11 protein-coding genes and 1 tRNA gene are annotated in these 17,062 nt (G+C 45.8%); all 12 read left to right on the top strand.

Annotated features, from left to right (window positions below):
- Positions 1 to 78 precede the first annotated feature (78 nt).
- The 12 genes from rplL (at position 79) to OL444_RS29740 (ending at position 16,955) form a co-directional block, all read left to right on the top strand.
- Positions 79 to 447: a 50S ribosomal protein L7/L12 gene (gene rplL / locus OL444_RS29795; RefSeq protein ID WP_264727207.1), complete on the top strand. Its 369-nt coding sequence runs from the start codon at positions 79 to 81 to the stop codon at positions 445 to 447.
- Positions 448 to 665: 218 nt separating this feature from the next.
- Positions 666 to 4,475 (top strand): DNA-directed RNA polymerase subunit beta, encoded by a 3,810-nt coding sequence (gene rpoB / locus OL444_RS29790; RefSeq protein WP_264727209.1) that lies wholly within the window; start codon positions 666 to 668, stop codon positions 4,473 to 4,475.
- Positions 4,476 to 4,597: 122 nt separating this feature from the next.
- Entirely contained in the window at positions 4,598 to 8,893 is a 4,296-nt protein-coding gene (gene rpoC, locus OL444_RS29785; protein ID WP_264727211.1) for a DNA-directed RNA polymerase subunit beta', read from the top strand.
- A gap of 208 nt (positions 8,894 to 9,101) precedes the next feature.
- Positions 9,102 to 9,794 (top strand): DUF4397 domain-containing protein, encoded by a 693-nt coding sequence (locus OL444_RS29780; RefSeq protein ID WP_264752046.1) that lies wholly within the window; start codon positions 9,102 to 9,104, stop codon positions 9,792 to 9,794.
- A 156-nt stretch (positions 9,795 to 9,950) separates the two neighbouring features.
- Positions 9,951 to 10,994, top strand: coding sequence for a glycerophosphodiester phosphodiesterase (locus tag OL444_RS29775; protein WP_264727215.1), 1,044 nt, complete (start codon positions 9,951 to 9,953; stop codon positions 10,992 to 10,994).
- A gap of 110 nt (positions 10,995 to 11,104) precedes the next feature.
- Positions 11,105 to 11,722: an OmpH/Skp family outer membrane protein gene (locus OL444_RS29770; RefSeq protein ID WP_264727217.1), complete on the top strand. Its 618-nt coding sequence runs from the start codon at positions 11,105 to 11,107 to the stop codon at positions 11,720 to 11,722.
- Between the two features lie 77 nt (positions 11,723 to 11,799).
- Positions 11,800 to 13,233: an APC family permease gene (locus OL444_RS29765; RefSeq protein WP_264727218.1), complete on the top strand. Its 1,434-nt coding sequence runs from the start codon at positions 11,800 to 11,802 to the stop codon at positions 13,231 to 13,233.
- A gap of 677 nt (positions 13,234 to 13,910) precedes the next feature.
- Positions 13,911 to 14,516: a DUF4254 domain-containing protein gene (locus tag OL444_RS29760; RefSeq protein WP_264727220.1), complete on the top strand. Its 606-nt coding sequence runs from the start codon at positions 13,911 to 13,913 to the stop codon at positions 14,514 to 14,516.
- Positions 14,517 to 14,526: 10 nt separating this feature from the next.
- A complete protein-coding gene (locus tag OL444_RS29755) occupies positions 14,527 to 15,567 on the top strand; it encodes a glycosyltransferase family 9 protein (RefSeq protein WP_264727221.1) in 1,041 nt (346 codons plus the stop codon).
- A 107-nt stretch (positions 15,568 to 15,674) separates the two neighbouring features.
- Positions 15,675 to 15,748, top strand: a tRNA-Gln gene (locus tag OL444_RS29750).
- Between the two features lie 242 nt (positions 15,749 to 15,990).
- A complete protein-coding gene (locus OL444_RS29745) occupies positions 15,991 to 16,521 on the top strand; it encodes an OmpA family protein (RefSeq protein WP_264727223.1) in 531 nt (176 codons plus the stop codon).
- A 92-nt stretch (positions 16,522 to 16,613) separates the two neighbouring features.
- Entirely contained in the window at positions 16,614 to 16,955 is a 342-nt protein-coding gene (locus OL444_RS29740; RefSeq protein WP_264727225.1) for a TfoX/Sxy family protein, read from the top strand.
- Positions 16,956 to 17,062 lie beyond the last annotated feature (107 nt).

The following is a 17,062-nucleotide window of genomic DNA, read 5'->3' as shown; positions in this document are numbered from 1 at the left end:
AACACTTTCAACAAATTTGGCTTCCAAGTCACAATATAATTAACAATCATTACAAACATTACATTAAAACATTATAAAATGGCAGACGTAAAAGCATTAGCTGAACAATTAGTAGGTTTAACTGTTAAGGAAGTACAGGATCTCGCAGACGTACTGAAAAATGAGTACGGTATCGAACCAGCTGCTGCTGCAGTTGTTGTTGCTGCTGGTAGCGACGCTCCGGCTGTTGAAGAAAAAACAGCTTTCAATGTAGTTCTGAAATCTGCAGGTGCTAGCAAACTGAACGTTGTTAAGATCGTTAAAGATCTGACCGGCTTAGGTCTGAAAGAAGCGAAAGAACTGGTAGACGGTGCGCCTAAATCTGTAAAAGAAGGCGTAAGCAAAGCTGAGGCTGAAGACCTGAAAGCTAAGCTGACCGAAGCTGGTGCTGATGTTGAAATTCAGTAATTCTTTGCTTAGTATACATCTTTTAAAGGTCAAAAGTGCTTTTGCACTTTTGGCCTTATTCCCTTTGGGAAAGTGTCTTTTTCAGAGAGTCAAAACGGGGAATCACTATTAAGGTGACTTTGACAACGTGCAGAAGGCATAAATAAATTAGGATGGTATTGGCAAAGAAATCTTAATTTCCCTAATTCTTACAAGTCATATAACTGCTAACTTCGAATATGTCTCTAAAAAAAGCCCAAACAAACGAAAGAGTAAATTTTGGAAAGATCAAACAAGTTACTGAGACACCGGATCTGTTGGCTATCCAAATCCAATCTTTCAAGGATTTCTTCCAATTAGAAACCACACCAGACAAGCGAAATAACGAAGGCCTTTTTAAAGTATTTAAAGAGAACTTTCCGATTACAGATACCAGAAATATCTTTAATCTGGAGTTCCTCGATTATTTCGTTGACCCTCCGCGTTATACGATTGAGGAGTGTATTGAGCGTGGGCTTACTTACTCCGTACCGTTGAAAGCGAAACTTCGCCTCAGCTGTAACGATGAAGAGCATGTGGATTTCCAGACAATTGTGCAGGATGTGTTCTTAGGTAACATTCCGTACATGACTCCAAGAGGTACTTTCGTTATTAATGGTGCTGAACGCGTGGTTGTATCCCAACTGCATCGTTCACCTGGTGTGTTCTTTGGTCAATCTGTACATCCGAACGGTACCAAAATCTACTCTGCAAGGGTTATTCCGTTCAAGGGCGCATGGATGGAGTTTGCAACGGACATCAACAATGTGATGTACGCTTACATCGACCGTAAGAAGAAATTCCCGGTTACCACCCTGTTACGTGCGATCGGCTATGAAACAGATAAAGATATTCTGCAGCTGTTTGGCATGGCAGATGAAGTAAAAGCAGACAAGAAAAGTCTTGATAAATACGCCGGCAAAAAGCTGGCTGCCCGTGTTTTAAGAAGCTGGGTAGAAGACTTTGTGGATGAAGATACCGGAGAAGTGGTGAGCATCGAGCGTAATGAAATTATGCTGGAGCGTGATAGCGTTCTGGACGAAGCGAACATTGAGACCATCGTAGACATGGATCTGAAGAGCGTTTTCGTACAGAAAGAAGAGGTGAGTGGTGATTTCTCCATCATCTACAATACATTAAACAAGGATACATCTAACTCCGAGCTGGAAGCCGTTCAGCACATCTACCGCCAATTGCGCGGTGCGGATGCGCCGGATGATGAAACAGCAAGGGGCATCATTGATAAATTATTCTTCTCCGACAAACGTTATGACCTCGGAGATGTTGGTCGTTACAAAATCAACAGAAAATTAGGTCTTCCTACTCCGTTAGACATGAAAGTGTTAACGAAGGATGACATCATCTCCATCATCAAGTACCTGGTACAACTCACCAACGGTAAAGCAGAGATCGACGATATCGATCACCTGAGCAACCGTCGGGTACGTACTGTAGGCGAGCAGTTATATGCTCAGTTTGGTGTTGGTCTGGCACGTATGGCTCGTACCATCCGTGAAAGAATGAACGTACGTGATAACGAGGTATTTACACCGGTAGATCTGATCAACGCCAGAACACTGTCTTCTGTGATCAACTCCTTCTTCGGTACTTCCCAGTTGTCACAGTTCCTGGATCAGACAAATCCGCTCTCTGAAATCACGCACAAACGTCGTATCTCCGCACTCGGACCCGGTGGTCTGAGTCGTGAAAGAGCAGGCTTTGAGGTACGTGACGTTCACTATAGCCACTATGGCCGTCTGTGTACCATCGAAACACCGGAAGGTCCGAACATCGGTCTGATCTCTACCCTTTGCGTACACGCGAAAGTGAATGAGATGGGCTTCATCGAAACACCTTACCGTAAAGTAAGAGAAGGTAAAGTAGATATGCATAAAGTAGAGTTCCTGAGCGCTGAGGAAGAAGATTCCGTAAAAATCGCACAGGCAAATGCTCCGCTGGATGATAAAGGCCACTTCGTAAACGAGAAAGTGAAATCCCGCGAAACCGGTGACTTCCCGATTCTCGACAGAGAAGACGTAGAATTCATGGACGTTGCTCCGAACCAGATCGTAGGTTTGAGTGCTTCCCTGATTCCGTTCCTGGAACACGATGATGCCAACCGTGCGTTGATGGGATCAAACATGCAACGTCAGGCGGTACCTTTGATCAACCCTGAAGTGCCTATCGTAGGTACTGGTCTGGAAGCGAAAGCTGCCCGTGACTCCCGCCTGCAGATTACCGCAGAAGGTAAAGGTGTGATCGAATTCGTAGATGCCAATGAAATACATGTTCGTTACGAACGTGATGAAATACAGAAACTGGTAAGTTTTGAAGATGATCTGGTGATATATAACCTGACCAAATTCGTTAAAACCAACCAAAGCACCTGTATCAACCTGAAACCTTGTGTGAAGAAAGGTCAGCGTGTGGTAGAAGGCGACTTCCTCACGGAAGGTTACGCTACCCGCGGTGGTGAGCTGGCACTGGGACGTAACCTGAAGGTAGCGTTCATGCCATGGAAAGGTTACAACTTTGAGGATGCGATCGTAATCTCTGAGCGTGTTGCACGTGAAGACTTGTTTACATCTATCCACATTGATGAATATGAACTGGAAGTACGTGATACCAAACTGGGTGAAGAAGAACTGACGCCAGATATCCCGAACGTGAGCGAAGAGGCTACCAAAGACCTCGACCAGAACGGTATTATCCGTGTAGGGGCCCACATTAAAGAAGGTGATATCCTGATCGGTAAAATTACCCCACGTGGTGAATCTGATCCTTCTCCGGAAGAAAAACTGTTAAGAGCGATCTTCGGTGATAAAGCTTCTGATGCGAAAGATGCTTCCCTGAAAGCACCTCCATCTACGGAAGGTGTGGTAATCGATAAAAAACTGTTTAGCCGCGCGAAGAAAGATAAGAATTCCAAAACCCGCGAAAAAGCAGCCATCGAGAAACTGGAAAAAATCCACCAGAAGAATGCAGAAGACCTGCTGGAAGTGCTGATGAGCAAATTGCTGGTATTACTGAAGGATAAAACCTCTCAGGGTATTACCAACACTTACGGTGAAGTGCTGATTTCCAAAGGTTCCAAATTCTCTCCTAAAAACCTGGTGAATATTGATTTCATGAACGTAAATCCACTGGGCTGGACAACAGACGAAGTGGTGAACGATCAGATCAATACCCTGCTGCATAACTATAACATCAAGTTCAACGAAGAGCTGGGTCGTTACAAACGTGAGAAGTTCAACATCTCTATCGGAGATGAGCTGCCAGCGGGTGTACTGAAACTGGCGAAGGTTTACCTGGCCAGCAAGCGTAAGTTGAAAGTAGGTGATAAGATGGCAGGACGTCACGGTAACAAGGGTATTGTGGCAAAAATCGTACGTGATGAAGATATGCCGTTCCTGGCAGATGGTACACCACTGGACATCGTGTTGAACCCGCTGGGGGTACCTTCCCGTATGAACCTCGGACAGATCTACGAAACCGTATTAGGTTGGGCTGGTCTGAAACTGGGAGTACGTTTTGCTACGCCAATCTTTGACGGTGCTACTACAGAAGAAATTGCCGGTTATATCTCTGAAGCTGGTCTGCCTAGCTTTGGTCACACTTACCTGCACGATGGTGAAACGGGCGACCGCTTCCACCAGAAAGCAACCGTGGGTGTTATCTACATGCTGAAACTGAGCCACATGGTGGATGATAAGATGCACGCCCGTTCTATCGGACCGTACAGTCTCATTACCCAGCAACCATTGGGTGGTAAAGCACAGTTTGGTGGTCAGCGTTTTGGTGAGATGGAGGTGTGGGCACTGGAAGCATACGGTGCATCCAATATCCTGCAGGAACTGCTCACTATTAAATCAGATGATATCGTAGGCCGTGCCAAAGCGTACGAATCTATCGTGAAAGGTGACAACATACCTAAAGCAGGTGTGCCTGAATCCTTCAACGTATTGATTCATGAGTTACGTGGTCTGGGTCTGGATCTGAAATTTGACTAAGAGCTTTTAGTTACCAGCCATCAGCAGCAATGCGGATGGCTGATAGCTTGGAATATTTCGCAGGAATAAAATTTTTGTCGCTGGCTTACGACCAACGGCTAACAGCTAAAAGCTAATTACAGATGGCTATCAAAAAAGAAAATCGTCCTAAATCAAATTTTAACAGCATTACCATCAGTCTGGCTTCTCCGGATGTTATTCTGGAGCGTTCATACGGTGAGGTGCTGAAACCCGAAACTATCAACTACCGGACCTACAAACCGGAACGTGATGGTTTATTCTGCGAAAGAATATTCGGGCCTGTAAAGGACTACGAATGCTATTGCGGAAAATATAAGCGTATCCGTTATAAAGGTATTGTATGTGACCGCTGTGGGGTAGAAGTAACGGAGAAAAAAGTACGTCGTGAAAGAATGGGGCATATCCGGTTGGTTGTGCCGGTAGTACATATCTGGTATTTCAAATCTCTTCCTAATAAAATCGGTTACCTGCTGGGAATGTCTTCCAAAAAGCTGGAAACCATCGTTTATTATGAAAGATATGTGATCATCCAGGCAGGTGCGAAACAGGAAAAAGGTATGAACTACGGTGACCTGCTCACGGAAGAAGAATACCTGGATATCCTGGATACCTTACCTAAAGACAATCAGCTGTTGCCGGATGAAGATCCCAACAAGTTCATTGCCAAAATGGGTGCGGAAGCGGTAGAAATGATGCTGGCCCGTATTGATCTGGACAGCCTTTCCTATCAGCTGCGTAACCAGGCTGCTACTGAAACTTCCCAGCAACGTAAAGCGGAAGCGCTGAAACGTCTGAGCGTAGTGGAAGCTTTCCGTGAAGCTAATACCCGCGTAGAAAACCGTCCTGAATGGATGGTTATGCAATATATTCCTGTGGTACCACCAGAACTGCGTCCGTTGGTTCCTTTGGATGGTGGCCGTTTTGCGTCTTCCGACCTGAACGACCTTTACCGCAGGGTGATCATTCGTAACAACCGTCTGAAACGTCTGATCGAAATTAAAGCACCTGAGGTGATCCTGCGTAACGAAAAACGTATGCTGCAGGAAGCCGTGGATTCTCTGTTCGACAACTCCCGTAAATCCAACGCGGTAAAAGCGGAAGGTGGTCGTGCACTGAAATCACTGTCTGATGTACTGAAAGGTAAACAAGGTCGTTTCCGTCAAAACCTCTTGGGTAAACGTGTGGATTACTCCGGTCGTTCTGTAATCGTGGTAGGTCCTGAACTGAAACTGCATGAGTGTGGTTTACCTAAAGACATGGCAGCAGAGCTGTTCAAACCATTTATTATCCGTAAACTGATCGAAAGAGGCATCGTGAAAACCGTGAAATCAGCTAAAAAGCTGGTAGACCGGAAAGAAGCGGTGGTTTGGGATATCCTGGAAAACGTACTGAAAGGTCACCCGGTTATGTTAAACCGTGCACCAACCCTGCACCGTTTGTCTATCCAGGCTTTCCAGCCTAAACTGGTGGAAGGTAAAGCGATTCAGCTGCACCCGCTCGTGTGTTCTGCGTTCAACGCCGACTTTGATGGTGACCAGATGGCGGTACACGTGCCTTTGAGCAACGCTGCTATTCTGGAAGCCCAACTGCTGATGCTGTCTTCTCACAACATTCTTAACCCGCAGAATGGTACGCCTATCACCCTGCCTTCACAGGACATGGTACTCGGTCTGTACTACATTACCAAGGGTAAGAAAACAATGGGTGATGTAATCGTAAGAGGAGAGGGTAAAGCCTTCTATTCTGCCGAAGAAGTAATCATCGCTTACAACGAAGACCGTGTTGACCTGCATGCGCACATCCGCGTAAAAGCTGATGTAAGAAATGCAAATGGTGAGCTGGAAAGAAAACTGATCGAAACAACTGTAGGTCGCGTACTGTTCAACCAGTTCGTACCAAAAGCTGCCGGTTATGTAAATGCCCTGCTGACCAAAAAATCACTGCGTGAAATCATCGGTGATATCATCAAAGCTACTGACATCCCTAAAACTGCGAAGTTCCTGGATGACATCAAACAATTAGGTTTCCGCATGGCGTTCCGCGGTGGTCTGTCATTTAACATCAATGACCTGATCATCCCGGATGTTAAACAGGATATGATTGATGGTGCTACCAGCGAAGTAGACGAAGTATGGGAGAACTATAACATGGGTCTGATCACCAACAACGAACGTTACAACCAGATCATCGATATCTGGTCACGTGTGGATACGAAGGTGACAGAAACCCTGATCCGTGAACTGGCGGCCGATAAACAAGGATTCAACTCTGTATACATGATGTTGGATTCCGGTGCGCGTGGTTCCAAACAACAGATCAAACAGCTGGCTGGTATCAGAGGTCTGATGGCCAAGCCGCGTAAGAGTGGATCTACCGGTTCCGAGATTATCGAAAACCCGGTATTGTCCAACTTTAAAGATGGTCTGAACGTATTGGAATACTTCATCTCTACGCACGGTGCCCGTAAGGGTCTTGCGGATACGGCGTTGAAAACGGCGGATGCGGGTTACTTAACCCGTCGTCTGGTAGACGTTGCACAGGATGTAGTAATCAATGAAGAAGATTGTGGTACCCTGCGTGGTATTGCTACTTCCGCATTGAAAGATAATGAAGAAGTAATCGAAACATTATACGATCGTATTCTGGGCCGTACTTCCCTCCATGATGTATATGATCCGCACACAGAAGAGCTGATCGTTGCTGGTGGGGACCAAATCACAGAAGAGATTGCACACAGAATCGAAGAAAGTGCGATTGAAACGGTGGAAATCCGTTCCGTACTGACTTGCGAAAGTCGTCGTGGTGTGTGTGTGAAATGTTATGGTAAAAACCTGGCAACCGGTTATACCGCACAGAAAGGTGATGCTGTAGGTATCATCGCTGCGCAGTCCATCGGTGAGCCTGGTACACAGTTGACACTGCGTACCTTCCACGTGGGTGGTGTGGCTGGTTCTACTTCCGTTGAATCCGGCCTGCAAGCCAAGTTTGATGGTACTATTCAGTTCGATGGTTTACGTACAACCACCTACGAAAATAACGATGGTGAGAAAGTACAGGTGGTTATCGGTCGTACCGGTGAGCTCCGTATCATGGACGTGAAAAATGACCGTCTGCTGGTTACCAACAACATTCCTTACGGTTCTACCCTGCTGGTAAAAGACGGACAGAAAGTAGCGAAAGGTGATCAGATCTGTACATGGGATCCGTTCAACGCCGTTATCGTGTCTGAAATTCCTGGTAGCATCCGCTTCGATAGCATCATTGAAGGTATCACCTTCCGTGAAGAGGCTGACGAGCAGACAGGTCACCGTGAGAAAGTGGTAATTGAAACCAAAGACAAAAATAAGATTCCGTCTATCTTCGTAGAAGGTAATAAGGAAGTGAAATCATACAACTTACCAGTAGGTTCCCACATCGTTATCTCTGAAGGTGACAATGTAAGAGCCGGTCAGGTAATCGTGAAGATTCCACGTATTATCGGTAAACTGCGAGATATCACGGGTGGTCTGCCACGTGTAACCGAGCTGTTTGAAGCCCGTAACCCAAGCAACCCTGCTATCGTTTCTGAAATTGATGGTGTGGTAGCATTTGGTAACATCAAACGTGGTAACCGCGAAATTATCATCGAAAGCCGTGAAGGTCAGATCAAAAAATACCTGGTGCCATTGACACGTCATATCCTTGTACAGGATGGTGACTTCGTGAAAGCAGGTACTTCCCTGTCTGACGGTTCTACTACTCCTGCCGATATCCTGGCCATTAAAGGACCATTTGCGGTACAGGAATACCTGGTAAATGAAATCCAGGAAGTATACCGTTTACAAGGTGTGAAGATCAACGATAAACACATTGAGGTGATCGTTCGTCAGATGATGCGTAAAGTAAACATCGAAGATCCGGGTGATACCCGCTTCCTCGAAGGCGATACCGAAGATAAATTCGAATTCTTTGAAGAAAACGATATGATCTTCGATAAGAAGGTAGTAACCGAAGCAGGTGAATCCGCTACCCTGAAAGCAGGTCAGATCGTGACGCTGCGTCAGGTGCGTGAAGAAAACTCCCTGCTGCGTCGTGCAGACAAGAAACTGGTTGAATTCCGTGATGCAAGTCCGGCTACTTCCAGCCCACTGTTACAGGGTATTACCAAAGCGTCCCTGGGTACCCGCAGCTGGATCTCCGCTGCATCGTTCCAGGAAACTACCAAAGTACTGTCACAGGCAGCTATCAACGGTAAAACCGATGATATGATGGGTCTGAAAGAGAATGTGATCACAGGTCACCTGATCCCTGCCGGTACCGGTTTACGCGAGTTCGAAAACATGATCGTAGGTTCGAAAGAAGAATACGATATCCTGGCATCTTCCAAAGAAGTATTCCAGTTCGACGAAGAAGAATAGTTTATCCGGAGATATTAATAGTAAAAAAGCGTCTGCCATCCGGCAGGCGCTTTTTTTATGGCCCTATACCACCTGCTGCGGGACACTCACTGCCGGGGAATAAGCTGTTATTCTTTTCCTGTAGCTTTTCCTGCAGCATAGGGAATACGTAATTTGTAATTCGTAATTGTTTACTTTTGGCTGCGTAAATATGCAACTCATGGGTTTTATGAAACAATGGATACTTCCGGTACTGGTAATATTGGGGTTATTGGCTGCCTGTAAGAAAGACAGCGATAGTTCCATCCCGGTGACAGCCTCTCACATCATGTTTTTTAACGGTGTACCGGGAACCGCCACCTTCTCTGTATTGCTGGATACACTCGAGGCAGCCAGTGAGGTTAGCTATGGTAAATCTACTTCCTATAAATCTTTCCGGGCACAGAAATACAACCTCTATATTTATGATACCCGTAATCCGGAAAGGAAGATGTATGTGCAGCAGATCAACCTGCGGAATGGCCGTTACTATTCTGTATTTCTGGGCGTAGACAGTATCGGTAAAACACTGACATTGCGTGCTGTGGAAGATGACCTGAACCCGGCATTGGCAGATAGCAGCAAATTCAGGGTAGTCAATTTAAGTGAAGCTTTCCGGCCTAACCGGCAGCCGCTGGTGATGGACATCTGGTCTGGTAAAAACAATCGTTTTTTCAGGGGATTGGGTTATACCGATATCAGTCCCTACGCAACGGTATATGCAGACAGCACCTATGATATTAATTTCCGCTGGATAGATTCCAGTCTGGTGTTTAAGCAGATGCCCCTGCGTGCACAGAAAGGGAAAATATATACCCTGGTTACTACCGGTCATGTATTGACCGCCGAAAAGTTTCAGGTATTCCAGGTAACACATAATTAGCAGCATACAATAGGAAAAGAGGCTAACGTATATGGGTATACGTTAGCTTTTTTTGTAAAAAAAGCAAAAGCTTTATGTTAATTTAACAGGGCTGTGGGAGATGACTGACGGGGAATAGATAATTTGCACGCCATTTTGAGGAACAAACGGAGTATTATGAATCAGGTTAAAAAAATGTTGGTAATGGCAGGATGGGGAATACTGGCACATACGGGTATGCAGGCGCAGGAAGTAGCTGCTCCTTACCTGAATGCCTACACGATTCCGGTGGCAAAGAAAGGTGCTGTTATTGCCCAGGTATATGACCGTACCGGCCATCCGGCGGTTTCCGCTGCATTGGTGGAAGATGCGTCCGGATTATTTACCCTGGAGAAAACAGGGATATTAAAGCTGAAAAAGAAGGCTGGCATCGCGAAAGAAGGGGCGTTTACCTATCCGGTAAAAATTGTGGCCGGTGCGGATACTGCCTCCTTTACACTGGTAGCCGATGCCTTTATTCATAATAAAGTGATTGCCCACAGAGGTGCGTGGAAACACCATGAAGGCAGCCAGAATTCGGTGACTTCCCTGAAAGACGCTATTAAGCTGGGCTGCGCAGGGTCTGAGTTTGATGTATGGTTATCGGCAGATGAGGAACTGGTAGTATCCCATGATCCGGAAATTGGCGGCAAAAAAGTGGAAGGCTCCACCCTGGCTGAATTGCAGACCGTACAACTGAAAAATGGCGACCGGGTACCCACCCTGGATGAGTTTATAACCATCGGCATGCAGCAGCATGCTACCCGCCTGGTATTGGAACTGAAGCCTTCCGGCACCGGCCGCGGACCGTTGCTGGCCACCAAGGCAGTAGCACTGGTAAAGGCCCGTCAGGCGCAGGCATGGATGTATTATATCAGCTTCGATTATGACATCTGCAAAAAAATAAAAGCACTGGACCCGATGGCGAAAGTGGCTTATCTCAACGGGGATAAAACGCCGGAAGTTCTTCGGCAGGATGGCATCTGGGGACTTGACTACCACCAGAAATTTTTCACGCAGCAGCCGGACCTGATCAAAGTTGCCCGGCAGCAGGGAATTACCACCAATGCCTGGACCATCGACAATCCTGCTGTGATGGATACTTTGCTGAAAGAGGGGATCGACTTTATTACCACGAATGAACCGGAGATATTGCTGGAAAAAGTGAAGCCATCATATTAGTTAAAACCTAGCTAAAAAAGCGATAATACAATTTGAAAATCCGCTAAAAGCCTTATTTTAGCCGTTCCATTTTAAAAATGTTATTTAAAGGAGTAAATCTACCTATCAACATGCGCACTCGTAAACAATTTGTGACAAAAGGATTATTAGCGGCATTAGCAGCCGGTTTATTTATGGCCTGCCAGGGAAACAAGTCTGGTAACAGCGCAACATCAGCTAACTCCGATCCCGCCGCAAACCCTACTGCACCTGCAGCTGCCGGTTTTAAGATTGCTTACGTAGATATGGATTCACTGGAAGCGCATTTTGATTATTTCAAAGAGAAAAAAAGTCAGCTGGAGCAAAAGCAACAGCAGATGGAGAATCAGCTGAAAGGTAAAGCCAATGCACTCCGCAGCGAATATGAAGACTTGCAGCGCAAGGCTTCCACACTCACGCAGGAACAGGGTGAAACCGCTCAGCGTTCCCTGATGGCTAAACAACAGCAGCTGGAACAGGAAGCGCAGAACATGCGTGCTTCTTATTCTGAGCAGGAAGCCAAGTTTACGGAAGAACTGCAGAAAAAGCTGGACGACTACCTGAAAGGATTTAATGCTGACAAGCGTTATGCTTTCATTTTCTCTTACCGTGCCGGTCAAAGCAACATATTATACAGAGATCAGGCGTATGACGTCACCTCAGAGGTAATTAAAGGAATCAATGAAAAAGGTGCTACGCCAGCCAAATAAGCGTTAAACCTTAAGAATTTTTTCTACCTTTTAGTCCCGGTTCACCTTTGAGCCGGGATTTTTTTATAACTAACATTATGGAAATCAACCAAACTAACTCGTTTAAGCCATCCCTTGGCTTATTAGATGCCACCATGATCGTTGCTGGATCCATGATTGGTTCCGGTATTTTTATTGTTACGGCAGAAATTGCCCGCAGTGTAGGCGGAGCAGGCTGGATTACCGCCATGTGGGTACTGGCTGGTGTCGTAACGCTGATAGCAGCCCTCAGCTACGGAGAGCTGTCAGGTATGTTTCCTAAAGCCGGCGGACAGTACGTATACCTGCGGGAAGCCTACAATCCTTTTATTGCCTTTTTATTTGGCTGGACGCAGTTCGGTGTGATCCAGACGGGTACCATTGCGGCGGTAGCCGTGGCTTTTGCCAAATTTACGGCGTACCTGATTCCTGCCTTCAGTGAAAAGAACATCCTGCTGGATGCGGGCCCTGTGCAGATTTCGGCCGCACAGGTTGTAGCCATTGTTTCTATTGTGCTGTTAACCTATATCAATACAAAAGGGGTGAAGCACGGTAAGGTGATTCAAACCGTGTTTACACTGGCCAAGCTGTTCTCGTTATTTGGGCTGATTATTTTTGGTTTGCTGCTGGGAGCGAAAGCTGATATCTGGCATGCTAACTGGCAGCATGCCTGGGATGCAGCAGCTGTGAGTAATGTAAACGGCGGGGTGGTATCTGCCGGGCTTTCCGGGCTGGCGTTGTTTGGTGCTATTGCGGTATCTATGAAAGGGTCCTTGTTTTCCAGTGATGCCTGGAACAATGTCACCTTCATTGCGGGGGAGATTAAAAATCCCGCAAAAAATATTGGTCGTTCCCTGTTTCTGGGTACGCTGATCGTGACTATTATTTATGTAAGCTGCAACCTCATGTACTTGGCGGTATTGCCACTGCATGATATTGCTTTTGCTGCCAACGACCGGGTAGGGGTAGCTGCTGCTGAAACCATTTTCGGACATAGTGGTTCCCTGATTATTGCAGTGATGATTATGATTTCCACTTTTGGCTGTAATAATGGGCTGATTCTCTCCGGCGCCCGTATTTATTATACCATGGCGCAGGACAAGCTGTTTTTCCACAAGGCGGGGGAATTGAACCGCAACAGCGTGCCGGGTAATGGTCTTTGGATACAGTGTATCTGGGCTTCGCTGCTGTGTCTTACAGGCCGGTATAACGACCTGCTGGCACTGGTGATATTCGGGGTACTCATTTTTTATGTACTGACGATCCTGGGCATTTTTATCCTGCGGAAGAAGCGCCCTGAAATTGCGCGGCCCTATAAAGCTTTCGGATATCCGGTGCTGCCGATGATCTATATCGTGGTCGCATTATCACTGGCAACACTGTTATTGATCTTTGAAAGTAACTATACTTTACCGGGGTTAGGTATCATTTTATTGGGTATTCCCCTCTATTATATCGCCATGTCGCGTCGGTCAAAGGCTGTTGAAAGCTAAAAAGGACAAATAAAATGCAATTTTCACACAAAAGTTGTATAAAAAAACAGGTCCACTGCTGTAGAACTTGCAGTGGACCCTCTTAATTTGCACCAAGACACAAGAACATATGCGACTTTAAAATTTTGACCCTGTTAATTTGTTTGAATAGAAAACCCGAAGGAGCTGGCAGTATGAAATTGTAAGTATTGTCTGCAAGAAAATAAGGAATCAGAAAAAGTTACTATAGCGGTTGTGGCCCGCGCCTGTTGACGATGCATGGTATGCCTGATGGCAGTGTATGGAGAGCAGGAGGAGATTGTTAGTTGTAGATTTTATTTTGAAACCCTCAAAACGTATAACCATTTAAGTGAATTATATAAATACTACATCCGAAATAAATCATTACCAACAAAGATATTATTGCCAATTATTGATGTGATCATTGCATCATGATTTTAGAGTATTGAAATTATCAGGTGGTAAACCTTGACGGCATCTCAACCCCAAGATAACCATTAAAAGCCTACACGATTTGCATTCTCGAACATTCACATGACAATCTTTTACAATAAGCGTATGGTTTCAACCATGCGCTTCTTTTTTTTAGTGAGATCAACTACCTGGCCTGCGGAAAAAGTATGATGATAAATTTGAATTCATCATTTGTAATTGGGAATTCTTTATACTTTTGCGGGATGTTTACACAGTCATGTAATAAGATATTCAACGCGAGTATCACGGCCTACCACGAGAAAAACGACGTACACACGGCTATATCCAATCCGTATGAAAAAAGCAGTATCGAGCATTTGCTGTTCCTGAAAAACTGGATCGATACGGTGCAGTGGCATCTGGAAGATATTATCCGCGATCCGCAGATAGATCCTGTGGAAGCGCTGGGCATTAAACGGTGGATTGACCGGTCCAATCAGGAGCGTACAGATGTAGTGGAATATATAGACAGTTATTTCCTGGAGCAGTACCGGCAGGTGCAGCCGCAGGCGGATGCAGTCATCAATACAGAAAGTCCGGCGTGGGCGATAGATCGTTTATCTATTCTGGCGCTGAAAATTTACCACATGCAGGAAGAAGCTACCCGTGCGGATGCTACTGCAGAGCACCGGGCAGCCTGTCAGCGTAAACTGGACATTCTCCTGGAGCAGCAGCAAGATCTCAGTACCGCTATTGAAACGTTACTGGCAGATATTGCAGCAGGTAAAAAATATATGAAGGTCTATAAGCAGATGAAGATGTATAATGATCCTGCTTTGAATCCTGTACTGTATAAAAGTGAAAAATAAACCGGCTATCTTGGGCACTTCCAAAACAATATTAGTTACCCGTCTTTCTGCATTCGGAGATGTGGCGATGACCATACCGGTGATGAAGCAGGTACTGGAAAGCAATCCGGATGTCTCCATTGTTTTTGTATCTAACAAAAACTGGGGTGCATTATGTGCCGGTATTCCGCGGCTGGTATTTTTTCCGGCAGATGTAAAAGCGGCGCATAAAGGCGTGAAGGGATTGTACCGGTTATTCCGGGAGATCCGGCAGGCGCATCGGATCGATGCGGTGGCCGATCTGCACAATGTACTGCGCTCCAAAATTGTGCGTACCTTTTTCCGGTTAACGGGTACACCGGTAGCAGCCATAGATAAGGGCCGTGCCGGTAAAAAGGCACTCACCCGCCAGGAAAATAAAGTATTGCAGCCACTCACCAGCACCATTGAACGCTATGCATTGGTATTCCGGCACCTGGGGTTAACCGTTGAAATGGGTCAGAAACCCGTTTTTCCGCCCCAACCGCTGCAGTTATCCGTGCAGTCGGTGACAGGTGCCAAAGGAGAGGAGAAGTGGATAGGAATAGCTCCTTTTGCCACGTATCGCGAAAAAATGTATCCGCTGGACAAAATGGAAACCGTTTTATCGGAGCTGGTTACACAACCCGGCCACAGGATTTTCCTGTTTGGCGGTGGGCAGCAGGAAACAGCCCTGCTGACGGAGCTGGCAGCCAGATACCCTGCGGCCCTGGTGGTAGCGGGCCGTTTTTCCCTCACCGATGAAATGGCGCTGATTAGTCAGCTGGATGTGATGATCAGTATGGATTCTGCCAATATGCACCTGGCTTCTTTATACGGCGTGCCGGTGGTATCCATTTGGGGCGCTACACACCCGTATGCAGGTTTTATGGGATATGCCCAGGCGGCTGCCAATGCCGTGCAGCTCAATGAGCTGGCATGCCGGCCTTGTTCTGTATTTGGCAATAAACCCTGTTTCCGGGGCGACCATGCCTGCATGGAAGGGATCAAACCAGCACAGGTCACTGCCAGGGTGATGACGATCGTGCAGTAAAAAGCCTTTATAGATAAGCTTTTGCAAGGATGTTAGAAAAAAAATGCAAGTTTTTTTTGCAGAAATAAAAAAAGTTATACTTTTGCCATCCCAAACAACAAGGGTATTGCCCAATAGTATAATGGTAGTACGACAGATTTTGGTTCTGTTTGTCTAGGTTCGAATCCTGGTTGGGCAACCAGAAAAAGAGAAGATCACAAGATCTTCTCTTTTTTTATTCATCTTTAAAACAGGCGGTACAGAGCTTTTGTATAAACCGGATCCTGCTTACGATAAGGTGATTTCCCGCTATCCCCATTCCTGCTGTTACGCTATGACTATCCATTTGAACAGGTATACAGACCTTTACAGATATTAGATAAAATAATCATAAAAGGTTGATAATCGCTAATTTAGATACCTTTGTGATCAAACAACATGCATATGAAAAAAATGTTATCCGCTTCACGTTTTTGGCTATCCGTAGCTGCTGCTATTGTTTTTCTGGCTTCCTGTGCCACTTCAAAAAAGGCGATTAATCCGCATACTTACATGAACAAACAATACAAGGAGTTGAAATCGGTATTGAATGACGCAGAAGTGAGCATTATCAAGGATAGTGTAAAAGTAATTTTCCCCAACAATGTGTTGTTTGCCAGTTCTTCCGACGAGCTGAAAGAAGAGGTAAAACCTACTTTTGAGCGTTTCGCCGGTGTACTGAACAAATATGATAAAACAAAGATCCTGATAACCGGCCATACGGATAATACCGGTGCAGCAGCCTATAACCGCGACCTGTCTGAAAAGCGTGCAGCCAGCGCAAAAAGATTGCTGGGCAGTGAAAAAGTAAGCAGCGACCGGATGTTCACCTGGGGCCTGTCTGACCGTGATCCGATAGCAGGCAATGATACAGAAGCAGGAAAAGCCAGAAACAGACGGGTAGAGTTTGTGATACTCTACGATGTCAAACAATAATACCGGCAAAAAGCAGGTAACAAAAAGCCGTTTCAGTGACAAAAGCAACTGAAACGGCTTTTTAGTTATCGGCTTTCTTTAATTTTGTGTATATGAATATGACTGAAGAACAGCTGTTAAGCTGGATAAAACGGGCCATGCAACCCGTAGGGAAAATAACCATCAATGCCGTAACAGAAGGACATCATATTTATTGTGACGGCGTGCAGTTTGCGTTGGTGGATAAAGGAGTGATCTGGTTTAAATCAGATGATGAAAGCGACCTGGTATGGGATGCCGCTGGTAGCAGTACACTCAGTAACACCCGTAAAGACGGCACCATGGTATATCTGCATTACCGCAGTGCGCCGGACGACGCCTACGATGATGAAAAAGGTATGCGCAAATGGGCCAAACAAGGAATAGCCGCCGGTAAAAGAGCCAAAATGAAATGAGAGCCGTCAGGCTCTTTTTTTATTTCAGGGAGATCATCACGGTGCCGGTAGTACGAATATTACCCGTTCTTTGAGCGAATACTGCATAATCTATCAGTATCTCCGGG

Origin of the sequence: Chitinophaga nivalis, assembly GCF_025989125.1 — a bacterium.
Taxonomy (GTDB): domain Bacteria; phylum Bacteroidota; class Bacteroidia; order Chitinophagales; family Chitinophagaceae; genus Chitinophaga; species Chitinophaga nivalis.
The sequence above is the reverse complement of the archived record's forward strand: the minus strand, read 5'-3'. Positions and strand labels throughout refer to the sequence as shown.

Excerpts from the sequence above, each read along its gene's own strand:
- rplL (WP_264727207.1), top strand. The coding sequence starts at position 79 with ATGGCAGACGTAAAAGCATTAGCTGAACAATTAGTAGGTTTAACTGTT.
- rpoB (WP_264727209.1), top strand. The coding sequence starts at position 666 with ATGTCTCTAAAAAAAGCCCAAACAAACGAAAGAGTAAATTTTGGAAAG.
- rpoC (WP_264727211.1), top strand. The coding sequence starts at position 4,598 with ATGGCTATCAAAAAAGAAAATCGTCCTAAATCAAATTTTAACAGCATT.
- OL444_RS29780 (WP_264752046.1), top strand. The coding sequence starts at position 9,102 with ATGAAACAATGGATACTTCCGGTACTGGTAATATTGGGGTTATTGGCT.
- OL444_RS29775 (WP_264727215.1), top strand. The coding sequence starts at position 9,951 with ATGAATCAGGTTAAAAAAATGTTGGTAATGGCAGGATGGGGAATACTG.
- OL444_RS29770 (WP_264727217.1), top strand. The coding sequence starts at position 11,105 with ATGCGCACTCGTAAACAATTTGTGACAAAAGGATTATTAGCGGCATTA.
- OL444_RS29765 (WP_264727218.1), top strand. The coding sequence starts at position 11,800 with ATGGAAATCAACCAAACTAACTCGTTTAAGCCATCCCTTGGCTTATTA.
- OL444_RS29760 (WP_264727220.1), top strand. The coding sequence starts at position 13,911 with ATGTTTACACAGTCATGTAATAAGATATTCAACGCGAGTATCACGGCC.
- OL444_RS29745 (WP_264727223.1), top strand. The coding sequence starts at position 15,991 with ATGAAAAAAATGTTATCCGCTTCACGTTTTTGGCTATCCGTAGCTGCT.
- OL444_RS29740 (WP_264727225.1), top strand. The coding sequence starts at position 16,614 with ATGAATATGACTGAAGAACAGCTGTTAAGCTGGATAAAACGGGCCATG.